Annotated in this window: 19 protein-coding genes and 2 riboswitches; of the genes, 18 read left to right on the top strand and 1 reads right to left on the bottom strand. The window is 31.4% G+C overall.

What is annotated here, in order from left to right; genetic code table 11:
• Positions 1-12 precede the first annotated feature (12 nt).
• A complete protein-coding gene (locus AC0N0V_RS21730; protein WP_474460973.1) occupies positions 13-738 on the top strand; it encodes a TVP38/TMEM64 family protein in 726 nt (241 codons plus the stop codon).
• Positions 739-817: 79 nt separating this feature from the next.
• On the opposite strand, the gene AC0N0V_RS21725 is transcribed toward AC0N0V_RS21730, so the two are convergent.
• The gene (locus AC0N0V_RS21725; RefSeq protein ID WP_474460972.1) at positions 818-1,447 is read right to left on the bottom strand and encodes a TIGR01906 family membrane protein; all 630 of its coding nucleotides are present in this window, start codon (positions 1,445-1,447) and stop codon (positions 818-820) included.
• Between the two features lie 351 nt (positions 1,448-1,798).
• Between AC0N0V_RS21725 and groES the strand changes: the two genes are divergently transcribed.
• From groES to AC0N0V_RS21640, 17 genes are all read left to right on the top strand, one after another.
• Positions 1,799-2,083: a co-chaperone GroES gene (groES, locus tag AC0N0V_RS21720; RefSeq protein WP_474460971.1), complete on the top strand. Its 285-nt coding sequence runs from the start codon at positions 1,799-1,801 to the stop codon at positions 2,081-2,083.
• A 44-nt stretch (positions 2,084-2,127) separates the two neighbouring features.
• A complete protein-coding gene (gene groL, locus AC0N0V_RS21715) occupies positions 2,128-3,756 on the top strand; it encodes a chaperonin GroEL (RefSeq protein ID WP_474460970.1) in 1,629 nt (542 codons plus the stop codon).
• Positions 3,757-4,363: 607 nt separating this feature from the next.
• A riboswitch (cyclic di-GMP riboswitch) is annotated at positions 4,364-4,447 on the top strand.
• 361 nt (positions 4,448-4,808) lie between these two features.
• Positions 4,809-5,312 (top strand): type II secretion system protein GspG, encoded by a 504-nt coding sequence (locus AC0N0V_RS21710; RefSeq protein WP_474460969.1) that lies wholly within the window; start codon positions 4,809-4,811, stop codon positions 5,310-5,312.
• Positions 5,313-5,409: 97 nt separating this feature from the next.
• On the top strand, positions 5,410-5,988 hold the full coding sequence (locus AC0N0V_RS21705; protein WP_474460968.1) for a prepilin-type N-terminal cleavage/methylation domain-containing protein: 579 nt from the start codon (positions 5,410-5,412) through the stop codon (positions 5,986-5,988).
• Positions 5,989-6,160: 172 nt separating this feature from the next.
• Entirely contained in the window at positions 6,161-6,754 is a 594-nt protein-coding gene (locus AC0N0V_RS21700; protein WP_474460966.1) for a prepilin-type N-terminal cleavage/methylation domain-containing protein, read from the top strand.
• A gap of 94 nt (positions 6,755-6,848) precedes the next feature.
• The gene (locus AC0N0V_RS21695) at positions 6,849-7,304 is read left to right on the top strand and encodes a type IV pilus modification PilV family protein (RefSeq protein ID WP_474460965.1); all 456 of its coding nucleotides are present in this window, start codon (positions 6,849-6,851) and stop codon (positions 7,302-7,304) included.
• Between the two features lie 32 nt (positions 7,305-7,336).
• Complete coding sequence (locus AC0N0V_RS21690) at positions 7,337-7,792, top strand: pilus assembly PilX N-terminal domain-containing protein (RefSeq protein ID WP_474460964.1); 456 nt, start codon at positions 7,337-7,339, stop codon at positions 7,790-7,792.
• Positions 7,789-9,042 (top strand): prepilin-type N-terminal cleavage/methylation domain-containing protein, encoded by a 1,254-nt coding sequence (locus AC0N0V_RS21685; RefSeq protein ID WP_474460963.1) that lies wholly within the window; start codon positions 7,789-7,791, stop codon positions 9,040-9,042. Before AC0N0V_RS21690 ends, AC0N0V_RS21685 begins: the two co-directional genes overlap by 4 nt.
• Before the next feature lie 66 nt (positions 9,043-9,108).
• Entirely contained in the window at positions 9,109-10,779 is a 1,671-nt protein-coding gene (locus tag AC0N0V_RS21680) for a GspE/PulE family protein (RefSeq protein WP_474460962.1), read from the top strand.
• 13 nt (positions 10,780-10,792) lie between these two features.
• A complete protein-coding gene (locus AC0N0V_RS21675) occupies positions 10,793-11,983 on the top strand; it encodes a type II secretion system F family protein (protein WP_474460961.1) in 1,191 nt (396 codons plus the stop codon).
• 29 nt (positions 11,984-12,012) lie between these two features.
• Positions 12,013-13,449, top strand: coding sequence for a hypothetical protein (locus tag AC0N0V_RS21670; protein WP_474460960.1), 1,437 nt, complete (start codon positions 12,013-12,015; stop codon positions 13,447-13,449).
• 12 nt (positions 13,450-13,461) lie between these two features.
• Positions 13,462-14,475 (top strand): hypothetical protein, encoded by a 1,014-nt coding sequence (locus AC0N0V_RS21665; RefSeq protein ID WP_474460959.1) that lies wholly within the window; start codon positions 13,462-13,464, stop codon positions 14,473-14,475.
• A gap of 124 nt (positions 14,476-14,599) precedes the next feature.
• On the top strand, positions 14,600-15,355 hold the full coding sequence (locus AC0N0V_RS21660) for a prepilin peptidase (RefSeq protein WP_474460958.1): 756 nt from the start codon (positions 14,600-14,602) through the stop codon (positions 15,353-15,355).
• Positions 15,356-15,437: 82 nt separating this feature from the next.
• A riboswitch (purine riboswitch) is annotated at positions 15,438-15,535 on the top strand.
• Between the two features lie 161 nt (positions 15,536-15,696).
• Complete coding sequence (guaB, locus tag AC0N0V_RS21655) at positions 15,697-17,151, top strand: IMP dehydrogenase (RefSeq protein WP_474460957.1); 1,455 nt, start codon at positions 15,697-15,699, stop codon at positions 17,149-17,151.
• Positions 17,152-17,235: 84 nt separating this feature from the next.
• A complete protein-coding gene (gene guaA / locus AC0N0V_RS21650) occupies positions 17,236-18,768 on the top strand; it encodes a glutamine-hydrolyzing GMP synthase (protein WP_474460956.1) in 1,533 nt (510 codons plus the stop codon).
• A 1,031-nt stretch (positions 18,769-19,799) separates the two neighbouring features.
• A complete protein-coding gene (locus AC0N0V_RS21645) occupies positions 19,800-20,585 on the top strand; it encodes an electron transfer flavoprotein subunit beta/FixA family protein (protein ID WP_474460954.1) in 786 nt (261 codons plus the stop codon).
• Between the two features lie 20 nt (positions 20,586-20,605).
• Entirely contained in the window at positions 20,606-21,544 is a 939-nt protein-coding gene (locus AC0N0V_RS21640; RefSeq protein WP_474460953.1) for an electron transfer flavoprotein subunit alpha/FixB family protein, read from the top strand.
• The last annotated feature ends 4 nt before the right edge of the window (positions 21,545-21,548 follow it).

The raw sequence follows: 21,548 nt of genomic DNA, 5'->3' as shown, positions 1-21,548 counted from the left end.
TAAGGTGAAAATATGGGGAAAAAATTTGTAGAAGAATTTCGAAGTAAATTACATGAATACAAGGCACATTTGGTTCTTGGAATTACTTTCGTTATTTTAATTTTTATAGCTTATGAATACTATCACAAATATTTCTATATACTTAAGAGTCCGGGAAAAGTAAAACATATAATTATGTCTTATGGAGATTATAGTGTTTTGGCTTTTTTTATTCTTCAAATTCTTCAAGTAGTTGCATTTTTTATTCCAGGAGAAGTTATTCAAATTGCAGGTGGGTATATTTATGGAACTGCTTTGGGAAGCCTTCTATCCCTTTTAGGTATTACAACTGGAAGTATGGTTGTGTATAGTATATCCAAGTTTTATGGGAAACCTTTAATAAATAAAATAATATCCAAAAAAGACTTGAAGTTTTTTGAAAGAGTACTAAAAATGGGAAGTGTAAACTATGTGGTGTTTTTATTATACCTAATTCCGGGTATACCTAAAGATGTTTTAGCTTACATATGTGGAATATCTGACATAACCTTCAAAAATTTTATCATATATTCAACACTTGGAAGGATTCCAGGGATTGTTATGTCTGCATATTTTGGAGCAAAGATAGACACTAAAAATCATGGCGTACTTATTACCATTGCTATTCTTGCCATATTGTTATTTATTTTAGGAGTATTTAAGGGAGAAAAAATAATAAGAAGTATAGTTAGAGATACACCCACAAATGATGAAGAATAATATTGTGGATAATCGAGAATTGGCAAAGAAGATTGATTGTCAACTCTCGATTCTTAATTTAAGAACTCTGTTTATAAGTTTATCGAGTAAAACTTAACTTTTTAAATATAATCCTAAGTGATAAACTACTTAATACTATTAATGTTACAATAAGTATAGCACAGTGAAAAAAGAATTCTTGTGGCAGAATGTTAATAACAGGATCTATCTTAGGATCAAAAAGCCAATAGTCATTGTTAAAAAATAATTTGTGAAAGAATGTAAAAGACTTATCAAAATTTATGCTAAATACTATGCCAAGGAATAAGCATCCAAACAAAAGAAGATAAGAACACCAATTTAAAGGAGAAAAGTCTTTTTCCTTTTTCATATAGTATATTCCGTATATAATAAATAAAATGGACAAGTAGAACAAATAGTTAAGCTTCATAAATAAATTCCTAACTTCTTCAAAATGGATAATACCCTGTTTTGAGGATGGAAGTAAAGGAATTTTAAACTCCTTTGAGTTAGCGTTATTTACATAGTCTATTAGATAATCATAAGTAGATTTCATTTGCTCTCTATTTAAGGGTGTGTATTTTTCTATATTTAGGTTAGTTATGTCAAGATAATAAATAGATCTAAAGTTCAAAGTAATCTTAACGGAAAGCATAGTAATAAATATTGTCATAAAGATAGTTAATACAAATTTAATAGTGTTTTTCATCTTCAAGATCATTCCTTTTAAAAAATTTTAGAATAAAAAGTTTATTTTTATTGTATTTTATCCACATAAATAGATAATAATATAAAAGTGTGTTTTTGTGTAAAAAAGTACTAAATAAATATTATATTAGTGTAATTGTTAGAAATACGGAGAGAAATATACTTAGAGCACAATAAATTGAGTTATTTCAGTTTAAACAATACATTAAGTATGAAATCCGAATTTGATAATGTAAATATAATTCATTAATATAATAATTGTATTAGCACTCAAGAGTAATGAGTGCTAACAAGAAAAGTATAATAAATAAATTAAAATAAATATATTAAGTAATTTTAAGGAGGGGTTTAAATGAGAATTAGACCACTTGGAGACAGAGTAGTTATCAAAAGAATTGAAGCAGAGGAAACTACAAAGAGTGGAATTTTATTAGCAGGAACTGCTAAGGAGAAGCCACAAGAGGCTGAAGTTGTAGCAGTAGGACCAGGAGGAGTAATTGACGGTAAAGAAATCAAAATGGAAGTTAAGGTTTCAGACAAAGTTCTATTCTCCAAATATGCTGGAACAGAAGTGAAAATAGATGGTGAAGAATACACTATCTTAAAACAAGATGATATATTAGCAGTAGTTGAATAGTAAAATATCGTGTAATAACATAAGGATTTAGAGGAGGTTTTCTAATGGCAAAGAGTATTTTATTTAGCGAAGAAGCTAGAAGATCAATGCAGGCAGGTGTAGATAGACTTGCTAATACTGTTAAAGTTACACTAGGACCAAAGGGAAGAAACGTTGTATTAGATAAGAAATTTGGTTCACCACTTATAACAAATGATGGTGTTACAATAGCAAGAGAAATAGAATTAGAAGATCCATATGAAAATATGGGAGCTCAATTAGTTAAAGAAGTTGCAACAAAGACAAATGATGTAGCGGGAGATGGAACAACTACAGCTACATTACTTGCACAAGCAATTATAAGAGAAGGATTAAAAAATGTTACAGCTGGAGCTAATCCAATGCTTATAAGACAAGGTATAAAAATGGCTGTAGAAAAAGCAGTTGAAGAAATAAAAAAGAATTCAAGACCTGTTGAAGGAAAAGAAGATATAGCTAGAGTTGCTGCAAACTCAGCTGGTGACGAAGAAATTGGTAAGCTTATATCAGATGCTATGGAAAAGGTAGGTAACGAAGGTGTTATCACCGTTGAAGAATCAAAATCCATGGGAACTGAACTTGATGTTGTTGAAGGTATGCAATTTGATAGAGGATATGTAAGTGCATACATGGTAACAGATACAGAAAAGATGGAAGCTGTAATAGATGATGCCTATATCTTAATTACAGATAAGAAAATATCAAATATTCAAGATATATTACCAGTACTTGAGCAAATAGTTCAACAAGGTAGAAAGTTATTAATAATCGCTGAAGATATAGAAGGGGAAGCATTACCTACTTTAGTTCTTAACAAATTAAGAGGAACATTTACTTGTATAGGAGTAAAGGCTCCAGGATTTGGTGACAGAAGAAAAGAAATGCTTCAAGATATAGCTATACTTACTGGCGGTCAAGTAATTTCAGAAGAATTGGGAAGAGACTTAAAAGATACTACAATAGAAATGCTTGGAAGAGCAGATTCAGTTAAGGTTTCAAAAGAGAATACTACAATAGTAAATGGAAAAGGTAACAAGGACGAAATTCATGACAGAGTAGCTCAGATAAAGAGACAAATAGAAGATACTACATCTGAATTTGATAGAGAAAAACTACAAGAAAGACTTGCAAAGCTTGCAGGAGGAGTAGCTGTAGTTAAAGTTGGAGCTGCAACTGAAACTGAATTAAAAGAGAAAAAATTAAGAATAGAAGATGCTTTAGCAGCTACAAAAGCAGCTGTTGAAGAAGGTATAGTTGCTGGTGGTGGAACAGCTTACATTAACGTAATTCCACAAGTATCTGAGTTAACTTCTGACGTTATAGATATCAAAGTTGGTATTGATATAATCAGAAAGGCTTTAGAAGAACCAGTAAGACAAATAGCTACAAATGCTGGTGTTGAAGGTTCAGTAATAATTGATAAAGTTAGAAACAGTGAAGTTGGAGTAGGATATGATGCTTTACATGATAAATATGTAAACATGTTAAAAGTTGGTATCGTTGATCCAACTAAGGTTACAAGATCAGCACTTCAAAATGCTGCATCAGTAGCTGCAACATTCTTAACTACTGAAGCTGCAGTAGTTGATATTCCAGAAAAGAATGCTGCTCCAATGCCAGGGGCTCCAGGAATGGGTATGGACGGAATGTACTAAGATTGAAGCAAGATCTTAATTCAGATGGGGGTTCTTTTACCCCATCTGAATTTTAGAGCTGCGAATGCATGGCTTACTTGGCGTTGATCTCCCGCTTAAAGAAAAGCAGAGAACCCAAGTCTTTGATTTGGTGCAAATCGCTTTTACAGAGTGCGTGGGAGGTCTACGACAAGTTAGTCAGGTTAAATTAAAACGTCATGTGTTTTGCACATGGCGTTTTTAGCTTTGTAAAGAGCATAGAACAAAAGCCACTAGTAAAACAGCTCTTCGATGCTGTTAATTAATTTGTTTAGTTCTAAGACTTGCATATGTAGAAAATAATAAATTTTTTTAAACTCGCTAACGCTCAGACAATAAAAAAATTTATTATTTTCTATATATGCTTCGTCAAGAACTAATACAAATTAATTAAATGCATTTTCAGAACTATTTTACTAGTGGCTTTTGTTGACACTTATGATACCATGGTTAAAAGTATTTATAATTTTATTGATACATTATTTTTATGACTATACTCAATATTTCAATTTAATATTACAGTAATTGTAAATTTATATTGAATTAATAATATATGGATGATAAAATAAATTTAGTATATTATAAATAGTAGTTTAAGGGAAACAAAGAAGTACATGCTTTATTTGGGCATCTTGCATGTATGGAGTAAGTGATGCAACCGACCCCTATATTCGTAATAGTTTTATGGATATAGGGTTTTATTTTAATGTAAAATGGTAATTTTTACAATTAGTTTTAAGGACATGCCTGTTTATATATTATTAAGAATATAATAATATAATAAACTTAATTACTAACTTTTAGTGATTCCATTGTTGGGAGAGTAAAGTAACATGCTTTATGATTAATAGTGTTTATTGTTGGTATGTAAACATAGTGCAAAGTTTCCAATAAGTAATAGCTAATGAATAAAAAATATTTTACGATAATTATTTTAGTAACTGCTTAATTAGGAAATAGAGATTTTAGCAGTAAAATCTTTATTACATAAATAATAAATAAGTTCTTATTGAAAGGAAGGGGTTTTATTGAAAATGAAACAAGCTGTAAAAAAAGGTTTCACATTGGTAGAATTATTAGTAGTTATAGCAATAATAGCAATACTAGCAGCAGTGGTAGCACCAAATGCCTTTAAGGCAATTGAAAAGAGTAAGGTATCAGCAGCAGAGTCTGATTTTAGGGCAGTTAAGACAGCAGCATTAAGTTTTTATTCAGATACTGGTAGTTGGCCAGGTAATAGTGCCGCTGTAAGTGGATTCGTAACCGATCCAACAGGGTTCCCAGGTTGGAATGGCCCATATATGGAGAAGTGGAAGAGTACAGATCCTTGGGGAGGAGACTATAATTTTGTTAGTGGTGCTGATGGAACCTCTACGTATGGATTAACTAGTAGTACAAAATCATTAAAGTTAGAAAATGTGAATAGTGCAGCTGTACTAAAATTAGAAGCTGATTTAGACGGTGGAAGCTCAACTAATACTACAGGTATTGTAAGATCATCAGGAACTACAGTATATTTAGTCATTTCTGAACAATAGTATTAAAACTAAATCTTAGTTTTTTAACATTCGTTTAACTTAGTTCAAGTTGTGTTAAGTTAATGTTGGTTTATAAGTAAGCAGTAAGAGGGGAATTATGAAATTTAGTATGTATAATAAAAAAGGATTTACTTTAGTAGAATTGTTAGTGGTGATTGCTATAATAGCTATACTAGCGGCGGTGGTAGCGCCTAATGCCTTTAAGGCTATTGAAAAATCAAAGATATCCAGAGCTAAGTCAGATGCTAAAGCTCTTAGATCTGCAGCGTTAGCTTACTATTCAGATATGGGGTTCTTTCCACCTGATGTAAATAGAGGGATTGATCCAGGGTTTATGACTAAGGATGGTGCATTAGCTAATTCAGGTTTGAGCACAAATCAGAAAGACGCCATCACGAATAACTGGAATGGTCCATATCTTGATAAATGGCCAGATAAGACCCCTTGGGGAGGTAAATATGACTGGAATCTATGGCAAAGTAATCAAAATAGAAATGGAAAGACGGTTAGCTCTGGTGTATATATAGGCATAACAGCCTTGAGCGCCAATGACACTGCTTCAAAAGTTCCTACAGAAGCAGAAAAAGCTTTAATAGCCGAGGGGACTGATGAAGATGGGCAACAAAATGGCGAGGTATTATTGCTTTTGGTAAGAGGTAGTGATTACGGATTCTAAGTTTGCAAGTAAAGGTAAGGCGGCTATAAAGCTAACATACGAAAAAGTTTAATTCTAAAGTACTTAAAGTATATTAGTTGAAAGTTAGTGCATTAATTTTAATGCACTAATTTTTGAATATGTAAATAAATCTAAGCTAAGTAACTGGGATAATTTAAATTGGGGGGCAATTATGTTAAATAAGATTAAAATAAAAAAAGGATTTACATTGGTGGAATTGTTAGTAGTAATAGCAATAATAGCAATACTAGCAGCGGTAGTCGCACCAAATGCTTTTAAAGCAATTGAAAAAAGTAAAGTTAGCAGGCTGGTTGGAGACTGTAAGGCAGTGGAAGCAGCAACATTGCATTACTATGGAGATACAGGTGAATGGCCTCGTATAATTAATATTGGGCAAACAAATAAGGAGTGCTACTTAACAAGTCCAAGTGATAACAGCATAACAGGGGTTAATGGATGGAATGGTCCTTATTTAGAAAAATGGCCTACAAATCCTTTCAATTCCGGAGCTGAAGAGAGTCAATATAATTATCAATTAGATTATAGAAAAGTTAGTGGTAAAAATAACTTAGTGTTAGAAATATCATTAAATGGAGTAAGTAACTCAGATGAAGTTGCTGATATGTTAGATAAAACTATAGATAACTCTGATGGTGCAGCAAAGGGTAAAATTCAATGGGCAAGTACCAGTTGGGTTACATGGACTATGGTGGAGAATGCTGAAAATGTAAAAGATAAAAATGGTGGAAGTGTTACTGCGCATTAATATAATCTAATTAGTTGAAAGCAAGTTAACTATATAGTCATTTAGAGTTTGAATGATTATATAGTTAATTTTATAGAAAAGAGGTCATAGTTATATGCTTAAAAATAGAAATAAAAGTAAAAAGGGATTTACATTAATAGAAGTTGTAATAGCTATGCTTTTAATCAGTATCACTGTACTTATTTTTTCTAATGTATCCTATGTTGGTATAAAATCATCTAAGACCAGTGAACAAAAGTTGAACTCTTTAATAATAGCACAAAATGAATTAGAGAAAATTAAAGCAAATAAGAGCGTACTAAATAACTTCATGGAACTACAGGAGTTTCTTACTAAAAGTGAAGGATACACCTACTCTAATGATATATTTTATAAAAGCTTAAAGAAAACAGATGAAAAATATGCTGGAGAAGTTTCGGAAGGAATAAATTATGATTTAACACTAACTTTAAATGAAAAAGCTCAGGATCTTATAGATATAAAAATTGAGGTTAAGCCTCAAGATAATAACTCATTTAAATTAGGTACAACTTTATATTTCGGAAAATAACAAAAACTTATTAGTTATAGGGGATTATGCCTATGTATAATATAAAAAAGATAAAAAAAGGAAGTGCTCTTTTTATAGCAATGCTTGCAGGGTTGATTTTAATATCACTAAGTGGAATATTATTGACTTCAGTGAATAATGAAATGAGAACCAGAAGAGCATCAGAAGAAAGACAATCTGCGAAATACCTTGCGGAAGCAGGGATAGAACATGCAGTGTACTTGTATAATAAAAAAATTAAAGAGATGAATGATCAAGATAAATACGAAGAAATAAATAGCTTTAATAGTGAAGAAGTAGATAGTAATTTATTAGGTATAAGAGATATAGGAAATTATGTTTTTAGTTATCAATTAGATAATACATCACAGGAAAAAAAGGGAGTTATAAAATCTGCTGGTACTACTATGAAAGGTACCAAATATGGACTAAAAGCAATTATTAATATAGAAACTGGAGAAATTGAAAGTTGGCAGGAGGATAAATGAGAGCATATAAAAAAGGGTTTACTTTAGTAGAATTAATGATATCTGTAACTATACTTGGAGTTATTATTGCCATAACCTATGATGTTATTAATTCCTCTAATTTATTTTTTAGCAAACAAAACAGTAATATAAAAAACAATGAAGATATTAGGGTAATAAATACATGGTTAAATAAGGATCTCCAATCTTCTAGTAATTTTATTGATAATAGTCAAAGTGATGATGCTAAAGCTGGAAAGGTACCTATTTATGAAATTGGCGACGTAAAGTATTATAAAATATATACAGGAAAAATAAATGATGACAACTTATATAGAATAGAGCGACATTCCAGTAAAGATGGAAAAATAGTTTTGGTAGAGAATGTATCTGAAGAAGGATTTATCATAAAACTTGACCAATCTAATAATTTTTATGAAGTAACATTAACATTAGAAGATAAGTTTAATAGTAATAAAAAAAATAACTTTATAGTCAGCACTATGGAAGATGTAGTTATAACTCCACCAGAAATACCAGGTGATAATGGCGGAAATGAAGGAGAATTAGGTAATCCATTTATCGATAAGAATGGTAATGAGATATTTGATGGTGAAGACTATAGAATTACTTTTGATAGCAATAATGTATATAATACGTACAGTGATGAAAAGTACACAAATTCAGGTTGGAAACTAGTATTTGAAAAAGATTTTTCAGGATCTTATGCTATTATAGCGCAAGGAGGAATTGTCTTAAAAAATGATGTTGATATATCTCCTAAGCCAGGAAATGGTGATTTATATATTAATGCTCCTAATATAACTTTTAGAGCTGGAAGTTCTTTTAGCGTAAATGGTAATTCAAGTATAAGTGTTTTAAAACAATTTCCAGAATGGATTAAAGTTGCTGCAGAAACAAAAATGGCAGTTAATTTTGTTATGTATAATCCTACCTTAAATCTGAAAGGGAATAATAGCTCTATAAACATTAATGGAGCTGCAGTTCATATGACTCCAATATATCCACCTAATCCATTTCCACCTGCTGATAATGATAATACAGAAAATAAAAATAGAATAGTAAAAATAGAATCTAATACTGGAAATGTAAATATAGAAGCAGCATCATTATCTATTAATTATGGTGTATTTGATTTGAAAAATAGAAAAAATTCTAATGTTAACTTAAAAGTAGGAACAGCTGATATCAGCACAGTAGTAGTGAAAGGTCGTGGCGGAGTTTTTCAAAATGGTCAAAGAGTAAAGTAAGTATTTATTAATTATGTGATGTAGAAATATAATATGCAAACTATTGGTTCTAGAAAGGAGTATACTATGGCTAAGGTTAGAAAAAGATTAGGAGAAATTCTAATAGACTCAGGGTTAATAACAGAGGATGTACTAAACAAGGCCTTAATTATCCAAAAACAAAAAGGTGAAAAACTTGGTGAACTTCTAGTTAATGAGGGCTTTGTTACAGAAGAGCAAATCGTAGAAGCTGTTAAAAGACAGCTAGGCATACAGTCAATAAACTTAGGCAATATAACAATAAAGCAAGAAATTATTGATATAATTCCAGAATCTATGGCAAGAAAACATGAAATTCTTCCTGTGGATATAATAAATGGACAGCTTTTAGTAGTTATGAGTGATCCACTAAACTATTTTGCAATTGAAGATATTAGGGTCGCTACAGGATATGTAACAAGGGTTGCTATAGCGTTAAGAAAGAGTATAATTGAAAATATAGAGAAATATTATGGAAAAAATAGAGCACAGGAAGCAGCAAATGATTATGGAAAGGTTTATGGCTATAGAAATAATATTCATCAGGAAGAAATAGAGGACGAAACTGCAGCACCTATAATTAAATTTATAAACACTATACTGGAAAATGCAATCATTAATAATGCTTCAGATGTTCACATAGAGCCAGATGAAAACGAAATGAGAGTAAGGTTTAGAGTAGATGGTGTTTTAAGAGAAATCATGAAGATAAATATAGGTATGCTTGACCCTATAGTCAGCAGACTTAAGATAATGGCAGGTTTAAATATTGCTGAAAAAAGAATACCTCAAGATGGAAGAATTAACTTTAGAGCAAAACAAAAAAATATTGATTTAAGAATTTCTCTTGCCCCAACTATGTTTGGTGAAAAAGTAGTTATGAGAATTCTAGATAAGACAAATTTTTCTCTTACTTTAGAAAAAGTTGGTATAGAAAAAGAAGATTTATTAAAATTAAAAAGGATTATTTCTAAGCCTCATGGAATAATATTAGTATCTGGTCCTACAGGTAGTGGTAAAACGACAACATTATATTCTATATTAAGTATTCTTAATGATGTTTCTAAAAATATTATTACAATAGAAGACCCTGTGGAATATTACTTTAAGGGAATTAATCAAATGCAGGTCAATAATAAAATAGGTTTTGATTTTGCAGCAGGATTGAGAAGTATACTAAGACAGGACCCAGATATAATTTTAGTAGGTGAAATAAGAGATGAAGAAACTGCTGAAATATCAATAAGATCAGCGCTTACGGGCCATTTAGTTCTTTCAACTATTCACACTAATAATGCGATAGGTACTATAACTAGATTAGAGGATATGGGTATGGCACCATTCTTATTATCTTCTACAGTAATAGGAATAATAGCACAAAGGCTTATTAGAAAAATATGCCCTAACTGCGCGGAGGAATATACTAGTGATGAAAGAGAAATGAAAATGTTAGGCTTGAGTGGTCCAACATTATTAAAAAGAGGGACAGGGTGTAGTTTATGTAGTAACACTGGATATAAAGGAAGAACAGGAATTTTTGAAATAATAGAAATTGATAGGGAGATAAAGCTATTAATCGACAACAAGCAGTCGGAGAGTATAATAGAGGGTAAGTTGAGGGAGAATGGCACAAGGCTTTTAAGGGAGGCATGTGTATCTAAGGTTATAGAAGGTATAACTACTACAGAAGAAATGCTTAGAGTAACTTATGGATATTAGAGGGTAAAGTAATATGCAGAAATTTATATATAAGGCCTACGATTCTAGTTTAAATATAGTAACAGGAGAAATTGAAGAAGAAGAAATAGAAATTGCAAGGGAAAAGATTAAAGTTAAAGGATTATCCATTATTGATATAAGAAAGAAAACAGAGCTTAAAAATTTAAGGATTTTTAAGAGAAAAATGAAGAATGAAGAAGTAGCTGCATTTTGTGGTCAGATGGCTACTATAATAAATGCAGGTTTAAATATAGTAAATGGTCTGGAAATAATTAAGACGCAAAATAAAAAATTAAAAGATGAAATAGATAGTATTATTAAACACATAAGAAGTGGGGAGAACTTGGGGACATCTATAGAAGCAACTGGCCAATTCCCGAAGCTTTTAACAGATATGGTCAAGTCAGGAGAATTAAGTGGTAATGTAGACGAAGTGTTATTTAATATGGAGGAATATTATGAGAGAGAAGCATATTTAAGAAATAAGGTAAAAAATGCATCAATATATCCCTCTATCATGTTGTTTGTTTCAATTGCAATGTTATTATTTTTTAATTATTTTATTTTTGGAAAACTTGGAGATGTATATACAAACAATGATAACCTCCCTGGGATAACTAAAGTATTATTGGTATTTATGAATATTATAAACAATAACTTTATACAAGTTATATTATTAATAGTGTTATTAATAATATTGTCAAAATATATTAAGAAAATTGATAAAGTAAGATACCTTTTAGATACTATACTGTTAAAGTTGCCGGTAGTAGGAAAATTAAACAGTGATATAATAACTAATAGATTTGCAAGAAGCATGGCTATCTTTTTAAGGTCAGCTGTTCCTATTTTAATAGCTTTTGAAAGTATGGAGTCAGTTATAGGAAATATGAACATAGCTAAAAGGATAACAACTGCAAGAAATGAAATTGTAACTGGAGCTAGAATTGCTGACTCGCTTGAAAAAGAAAAAATGTTAGAACCTCTAGCACTTGAAATGTTAAGGATAGGAGAAGAAACAGGAAAGTTGGAAGAAATGTTAAATAGATTAGCTTTAATTTATGATAAAAGGGTTGAACACGGAGTTAATAAGGTGATGGCGTTGGTAGAACCGGCATTTACTTTAATTATAGGACTTATTGTAGGATTCGTTGTAATAGGGATGGCACTTCCTATACTTCAGATGTCCAACACTATAAAATAGTTTTTAGTGTTGTTGGGAGGTTAATAAATTTGTTTACTTCAGATGAATTGATTTTTAGATTTAATGAAGATAACTTTCAAGTTGCAGTGGTGTCTAATAAATTTAAAAAGATTATTATAAAGAGCGTGGATACATTCATACCTGTTTACGAAGGTGGAAGTTCACTCTACAACAGTAAAGAAAATGTAAATCAAATTGAAAAATTTCTAAATGCAAGGAAAATAAGAAGTAAAAAAGCTAAGGTGGTTATTTCTCTTGAGGGGATAATCACAAGGCTTATAGAAATTCCTTTTATTGGGAAAAAGGATTTAAAAAAGTTTATAAATAATAATTTGTCTGAATATTTCACTGTTAACCTAAGCGATTATTATTTTGATTATAAGGTTATAGGTTCTAGAGGGAGAAAAAATAAAAAGTTAAACGTAGTCTTATGTGCTTTCCCGAGAACTAAGTTAAATAATATTTACACATTTATCCAATCTTGTGACTTAATATGTGAGAAAATAACCATTTATCCTGATAGTATTGCTAGCGTATTCCAGTACCTGCAAGAGGAAAGCATTGCTGTTTTGGACTTAAATGAGGATAAAAACATTATTACAATATTAGATAATGGAAATATATTTTTATACTCAACGCTGCAAACTGATAATTATGGAGATATAGAGGATAGATATAACCAATTAGCCGATAATATAGGGTATTTTTTAAACTTTTATGCTACAAGACATTTTGGCAACAGAGTTAACCAGATATATATTATAGGCGAGAAGTGGCAGGAAAAGGAACTATATAAAAACTTAGAGTCTCAATTTGATATTGAAATTGTATGCGGAATTTCAGACAATGACCTCAAAATTAGAACAGTAAGTAATTTAGATATAAATATGTATTGTGATATAGTTGGATGCAGCATTAAAGAAAAAAATAAATATAACAAATCTATTAACTTTATTAAGTCAATTACAGAAAAAAGGAATAGCCTTCAAGAGTTAGCTTTAAGAAATATCGTTCTTACTTTGACGGGAGTGTCAGTTTTTCTATGGGTAATTTCTTTTGGTTATTTTAAATTCTCTATGATAAGATATGATACTGGAAAGTTTAATGAAAAGATAAAACAAGCAGAAGACCTAGAGAAAAATATTAAGGTAGTAAGTGATCAAAATAAAAAATATCAGGATAAAGAAAAGTATTTTAATATTATTGAACAAGATAACTTTAACTACATTTCTTACCTTGAGGCATTAAAAAATGGGTTACCTAATGATGTATCAGTAAACGAGGTCTTTTTCGATAGAGACAAAATAGATTTGTCATTAAGTATAAATAGTCCATTGGACAAGGCAAAGTTAGTTATTGCAATAAATAAAATGAATGTATTTGAACCTATTGAGATTGATTCCATAAAACTTGACGATAGTGAGAAGGAAGTTAAGTTTACACTAAAGATTATAAAACCGTTGTAAGGATGTGTATTTATGAAGAAACAAAAGAATTTGCTTCTTACCCTTATAATTGTCATATTTTTAGCATTAAATTATACAGCGTATAATCTATATTTTTCCAATGAGATTAGCCAAGTAAATCGGCAAAAAAGCAAATACCTCCAGATAGATGATAGGATAAACAGAATTGGAGAGAATGAGAAGAAACTAGAAAAACTTATTTCAGATAACGAAAAGCTAAAAAGCAACTCGCAAATTCTGGATACTATGGCTCCTAAGCAGATTGATACTCCTCAACTTGTTTATGACTTTTATACAGCGTGTGCACAATACAGTATAAAAGGAGAAGAACTAGATTTTGATTTAGGAGGCAAGGAAGGTAAGGAAAAAACAGGGGAAAGTGAAAAAAACCAAGAAGGAACAAATCAGGGAAAAGAGAGCAATTTTCAGAAACTAACTATTGATTTAAAGGTGAGCGGAAATAGAAATAATATTGAGCAATATATAAGAAATCTTCAGGGTATTACTAAACGTCAGCTAAACATAAAGAGTATTAAGATTTTAACTAGTGAAGCTAATGTTAAGAGTACAGAGGAAAAAGAAAGTACTAGTACTACTATTAATGATACTATTAAGAATAAAGTGTCATATAACGGTAGTAAAACTACAAATCCGGCTAGACTCACCAAGAAATTTGATGGAGCTTTTTCAAAAGTAAGCTTAAATGGAAAACTGGTTGTAGATGGATTAGTTAATAAGGATATATATATAAACAGCGATCCTAAAGGTAGTCTTATAAATGATAAAAAAGATAATATCAATAGTAGTAACGAGACTACGAATAATAATGTTAACGTTAAAAATAATTCATTAGGCAATAATGAAAATACAACTAGCATAATAAATAGTGATGTAATATTGGCAGAAATTGTATTTTATCAATATATACAAGGAACTGGAAAGGAGTTCGATATAAGTAAGGCTTACGATTTTTATGATAAAAATACGGGTTTTGAAAATATAGCTGATATGTTCAAGAAAAAATAAATATAATAATTTAAAGACAAGACAGAAGCGAAGAGAGCTTCTGTTTTATGCTTTATTTTATTCAATTAAATTAGAATAATGGCATTATGATAAAATATTATAGAATAAGGAATTTGGAGGGAAAATGGACACATTAATTAGAATATTCATAACAATATTCGGCTTCATCATAGGAAGCTTCCTCAACGTCTGCATATACAGAATACCGAGGGAAGAATCAATAATATATCCACCATCTCACTGTACCAATTGCTCCAATGAAATAAAATGGTACGACCTTATCCCTATATTCAGCTACATATTCCTATTAAAAGGTAAATGTAGGCATTGTGGAGAGAAAATATCCATGAGATATCCAATTATTGAATTAATAACAGGAGTACTATATTTAATGATTTATATAAAATATGGACTTACCCTGCAGTGTTTGAAATATATAGTATTTATAACAGTTCTTATAGTTGTAGGAATGATTGACCTTGATACTACAGATGTATATTTTAGTACAACCATAGTAGGTATTATATTCGGTGTTTTATTTCTAATTGGAAATGGCTATCTATATTACGATTTTAAACAGTATATATTTGGAGGATTATTAGGAGGAGGAGTTATATCACTTATAATAATTCTAACAAAAGGCATGGGATGGGGAGACGCAGAAATATGCATATATGGTGGCTTGTTTTTAGGACTTAAGTTAACTATAGTTATGCTGTTTTTCTCCTTTATTTTCGGATCGGTTATCAGCTTGATTTTAATAGCTTTAAAGAAAAAGAGCAGAAAAGATTATATACCTTTTGGGCCTTTTATAGCTTTATCAGCAACCTTTACAGTATTTTGGGGAGATAAAATACTTATGTGGTATAAAGTGCTTTAAAAAATCCAGAATAAATCAATTGACAAAAGCATAAAAATTGAATAAAATAATGTAAACAATGAAATTGAGAGAAGCAAAAATTGAATGAATTTTAAATGTAGCTCGTATATCCCCTGAATATGGCAGGGAGTATCTACCGGAAGCCGTAAATTTCCGACTATGAGTGAAGTTATTGTGGTACGTCTAAAACCATACTAATTTCACGTCATAGTGCAATTGGTATGGTTTTTTTGTTTATTAAATCTACGGTTTGGGGTAAAACTATGACTAGATGAAAGTAAATTCTTAAAATATAAATTATTTAAAGCTAAAAATTTTGTAAATTAAGGGAGTGGAGTCTAATGGCAAGAATTTTAAAGCAAGCTTATACTTTTGATGATGTACTTTTAGTTCCAAATAAATCGGAAATTTTACCTAGAGAGGTCACACTTGCAACTAATCTAACTAAAAAAATAAAGTTAAACATACCTCTTATGAGTGCAGGGATGGATACTGTTACTGAATCAAAAATGGCAATAGCAATTGCAAGAGAAGGCGGAATTGGCATTATTCACAAGAATATGACAATAGAACAACAAGCTGCTGAAGTGGACAAAGTTAAAAGACAAGAAAATGGAGTAATAACAGATCCTTTCTATCTTTCACCAGATCATACAATACAAGATGCCTTAGCTGTTATGAGTAGATACAGAATATCAGGAGTTCCAATAACTGTTGATGGAAAGTTAGTTGGAATAATAACTAATAGGGATATAGTTTTTGAAACAAAATATGAAAGAAAAATATCTGAGGTTATGACTAGTAAAGATTTAATTACGGCTCCAGAAGATACTACAATAGAAGAAGCAAAAGAAATTCTTAAAACTCATAAGATTGAAAAACTTCCTTTAGTAGATAAAGATAATAATTTAAAAGGCCTTATAACTATTAAGGATATTGAGAAAGTAAAGATATTCCCTAATAGTGCAAAGGATGAAAGAGGTAGGCTTTTATGTGGAGCTGCCGTAGGAGTTACTAATGATATGTTAGAGCGTGTAGCTGCCCTTATTGAAGCAGGTGTAGATGTAATAACAGTAGATACAGCACATGGACACTCAAAGGGAGTTATAGATGCAGTTAGAACTATAAAAGAAAACTATCCAGATATACAAGTTGTTGCAGGAAATATTGCTACTGCTGAAGCTACAAGAGATTTAATTCTTGCAGGAGCTGATTGTGTAAAGGTTGGTATAGGACCTGGATCTATCTGTACAACTAGAGTTGTAGCAGGAGTAGGAGTACCACAACTAACAGCAGTAATGGATTGCGTAGAAGAAGCGAATAAATATGGGGTCCCAGTTATTGCCGATGGTGGTATTAAGTATTCAGGAGATATAGTAAAAGCTTTAGCAGCAGGAGCTAAGGTTGCTATGATGGGATCTATGTTTGCTGGCTGTGAAGAGTCACCAGGAGAAACTGAAATATATCAAGGAAGAAGTTATAAGGTATATAGAGGAATGGGATCTTTATCAGCAATGGCTTGCGGAAGTAAAGATAGATATTTCCAAGAAGGAAATAAAAAGTTAGTTCCAGAAGGTATCGAAGGAAGAGTTCCTTATAAAGGGTATGTAGCAGATACGATATTCCAACTTTTAGGTGGAATACGTTCAGGTATGGGATATCTTGGCTCTAAAAGTTTACATGAATTATATGAAACAGCTACTTTTGTAATTCAAACATCATCGGGATTAAGAGAAAGTCATCCTCATGACATATCAATGACTAAAGAAGCACCAAATTATAGCATAAGCCAGTAATAGAGCATTCATTTATTAGTAGACAATTAATAAGTGTGTTTGTTGGAAAGATAAAGTTTAAACTAAAAAACTTGGAGGTAACTAATGAAAAGAGAGTTAGTTTTAATAATAGATTTTGGTGGTCAATATAATCAATTAATAGCAAGAAGAGTTAGAGAAAATAATGTGTACTGTGAGATAGTTCCATACACATATTCCATAGATAAAATAAAAGAAAAGAATCCTCAAGGAATAATCTTTACCGGTGGACCTAACAGCGTTTACGGAGAAGGAGCACCTAGAATTGATAAAGAAATATTTGAATTGGGTGTACCAGTGCTTGGAATATGTTACGGTGAACAGCTTATTGCTCATACTCTTGGAGGAAACGTTAAAAGTCCAGAGGTAAGAGAATATGGCAAAACAGAAGTGAAATTGGATAACTCTTGTGCATTATTCAATGGAATAGAAGAAAATGAAATCTGTTGGATGAGCCATACAGATTACGTAGAGAATGCACCAGAAGGTTTTAGAATAGTTGGAACAACAACTCAAACTCCTGTAGCTGCTATGGAAAATGTAGAAAAGAAAATATATGGAGTTCAATTCCATCCAGAGGTAGAACATACACCTTTTGGAAAGAAAATGCTCTCAAACTTTCTTTTTAAAATTTGTGAACTAGAGGGAGATTGGTCAATGTCTTCCTTTGCTGAGGAGCAGATTAAAGCTATAAAGGAAAGAGTAGGAGATAAGAAGGTAATTTGTGCTTTATCTGGTGGAGTAGATTCATCAGTAGCAGCAGTACTTGTTCATAAGGCTATTGGAAAACAGTTAACTTGTGTATTCGTAGATCACGGTCTTTTAAGAAAAGATGAAGGTGACCAAGTAGAAAATATATTTAGAAAACAATTTGATATGAATTTAATAAGGGTAGATGCAAAGGATAGATTCCTAGGTAAACTTGCAGGAGTTTCAGACCCTGAAAGAAAAAGAAAGATAATAGGAGAAGAATTTATCAGAGTATTTGAAGCTGAGGCTAATAAGCTTGGAGAAATAAGTTTCTTAGTACAAGGAACTATATATCCTGATATAGTTGAAAGTGGAACAGATACATCAGCTACAATAAAGAGCCACCATAATGTTGGAGGACTTCCGGAAGACATTCAGTTTGAACTTATAGAACCGCTTAGAGAGCTATTTAAAGACGAGGTAAGGGCTGTAGGAGAAGAACTTGGTATTCCTCATAAGTTAGTATGGAGGCAGCCATTCCCGGGACCAGGGCTTGCTATAAGAGTTCTTGGAGAAGTAACAGAAGAAAAGCTAGAGATAGTAAGAGAAGCAGATGCTATTTTTAGAGATGAAATAGCTATAGCAGAGCTTGATGAAAGTATATGGCAATACTTCGCATGTCTTCCTAATATTCGTTCAGTTGGAGTTATGGGGGATGAAAGAACTTACTGCCATACAATAGCTTTAAGAGCAGTAACTTCTTCAGATGCAATGACTTCAGAATGGGCTAGAATACCTTATGAAGTTTTAGATAAGGTTTCAAGAAGAATTGTGAATGAAGTTAAGGGAGTAAACAGAATTGTTTATGATGTAACTTCAAAACCACCAGCAACTATTGAGTGGGAATAGAAAAATAAGGCGTTTTAGCCATTTGTAATTTTAAAGTAGTGTATGATTTCTGACTGAAAAGTCGATTGTCATGCACTACTTTATTTTTGTTTATGGAGGATTAAAATCTGAATCATTCTCTTCACATTTAGTGTATCACGAATTTGTCATGTCTAACAAAGTGGGTAAGGTGCAATCAATGTATTTTATTTCCATCGAGTTTCTTTTTTATATTGTAAAAACATCAGTGAATTCAATGAATAACAAATATGAAATTTACTTAATTAATTATCTCTGGACCTTTTATTTTTGAATTCTATGTGTTTTAAAAATAATATTAATTACGACTTTAAGTAAAAGTTCTTTAGAGATGTAAAAATAATATACATGTAAAAAAAGTGTACAAAAGGATTAAGTGTTATATTGCCTAAAAGCAATGGTAAATAATAAAAATATGTATAAATATTATACAGTATCATATGAACATTTAGGGTGTTTATATATTGGCATGTATTTTGCTGAATATAACTGAGAGCAATTAATATGATATGTGAAAACGTTGCACTGACAAAGCAAAATCATGTGGGTGGAGGTTGCGAGTTAGCAATGAGCTGTGGACTTAGAAACTCTTTAGTTAAAATATATTAATAATATCATTGAGGTTCTTATAGATAATATATAGGTTACCTCAATGGTATGAAAAAAAGGAGGGAAAAGAATAGAATAAAAGTAAAGACAACATGCACTAATCAAACTGGAAAAATGGCTATAGGTGGGGAAGCATTAGTTATGCCTCCTAAAAAGATATAATTTAGATATACTACAATTTATTAAATAACCTATAAATATTGAATTGTTTTAAATATCATTAATTAAGATCCATCCATGTGGTAGTACCATATTACCAACAAAAATACTTTATAGAAATTAATCGAACAGTTTTTGTAAAATCATACTTTATAAAAACTTAAACGCACAATGGGTCTATCAAAAAAACAGTTTAATAATGCAGATATATATAATAATGTAGGGATGTAAGGGAGAGGGAAAAGATGAATATTATGTTATGTGTAAAACAGGTTCCAGATGATTCTATGGAAATCCATTTAGATAATGACAAGAAAAAACCTAATTTAAAGGGAGTAAGTTTAGTAGCAAATGCATTTGACACATATGCATTAGAATTAGCGGTTCGTTTTATGGAAGCGAATGGAGGAAATGTTAGTGTGTTGACTGTTGGAGTAGATGATTCTTTAAATACGTTAAAAAATTGTCTCGCTGTAGGAGCTAAAGAAGCATTTTTTGTAAAAGATAATTTATATGCAGATTTAGATGCACTCGGAACAGCTGATGTTTTGGCAAATACTATTCGTAAAATTGAAAAAGACAAAGGTGAAAAATTTGATTTAATTCTTTGTGGAAAGGAATCTACAGATGAAATTACTGGTCAAGTAGGAGCAATGCTTGCTGAAAAACTAGGAACAAGCTTTGTTAGTAGCGCAATTGAAATCGATTTAAAAGGTGATGCCATGGAAGTTCATCAAGAAACTGAAGAAGGATATAATATAGTTTCTTTAGAAGCTCCAGCTGTAGTGACAGTAAGTAAACCAGATTATGATCCGCGTTATCCTACTATTAAAACTAAGATGGCAAGCCGTAAGGCAGTTATTCCAACTTATTCATCAGCAGAAATTGGAGAGGTAAAACAAGCGAAAGTACGTTGCATTGAATACGTTGAACCTCCTAAGAAAGAGGCTGGTATCAAAATTCAAGAGAAAGATGCTGCACTAGCAGTAAGTGCTGCTATGGAGCAAATGATAAAAGATAAGGCAATCTAATTAAGGGGGAAAAGAAAAGAATGAAAACATTATTGTTTATTGAAACAGATGGAGAAAAAGCACTAGGTGGAAGTCTTGAATTAATTAGTGCAGCAAAAGCGTTAGATGCTGAAGGAACAGCTCTTGTAGTTGGTAACAGAGCTGCGGCAGATACAGTAGCTGCTTTAGGAGTTCCGGTTATTTTTATAGATACTACTACAGATTGTGATACTTTAACAGAAGTACTATCACAAACTGTTAAGGAACAATATCCAGATATTGTTCTATTAGCAAATACAACATTGGCTAAAGACATTGCACCACGTACTGCAGGACGCATGTGTTTAGGATGTGTAAGTGACGTAATAGGAATGAATAGAGCTGAGAGTAAAGTTATATACACTAGACCAGCTTATGGTGGTACAATTTTAGAACACATTGAGGTAGAAGGCACAGCGGTAGTTACAGTTAGGAATGGAAGTTTTTCAAAGCCAGAGGCTGGTTCAAATGCAGGTGTTACAGAGAAAAAGCTAGAAATCCGAGCTAGTGCTGTTAAGGCAAAAATTGTTGATACAGTAAAAGAAATTTCTGAAACTGTTAATTTAGAAGAAGCACAAGTTATTGTTTCCGGTGGACGTGGAATGGGAAATGCAGAAAATTTCAAGCTTGTTGAAGAATTAGCACGTGTACTTGGTGGCGTAGTAGGTGCAACAAGACCAGCAATTGAAGGGGGATGGATTTCTCGTGCACACCAAGTTGGACAATCAGGAAAGATTGTAGCACCAAAACTTTATATTGCATGTGGTATTTCTGGAGCAACACAACATACATCTGGAATGTCAGGTTCTAGCTATATTGTGGCAATTAATAAAGATGAAGATGCTCCAATTTTTGAAATTGCCAATGTAGGTATTGTTGGAAATGCAATTGAAATTCTTCCAGCTATGATTGAAGAAATGAAGAAAGCAAGAGAAAAGTAAGTGA

Source organism: Clostridium sp. CS1-1 (assembly GCF_056135525.1).
The sequence above is the reverse complement of the archived record's forward strand: the minus strand, read 5'-3'. Positions and strand labels throughout refer to the sequence as shown.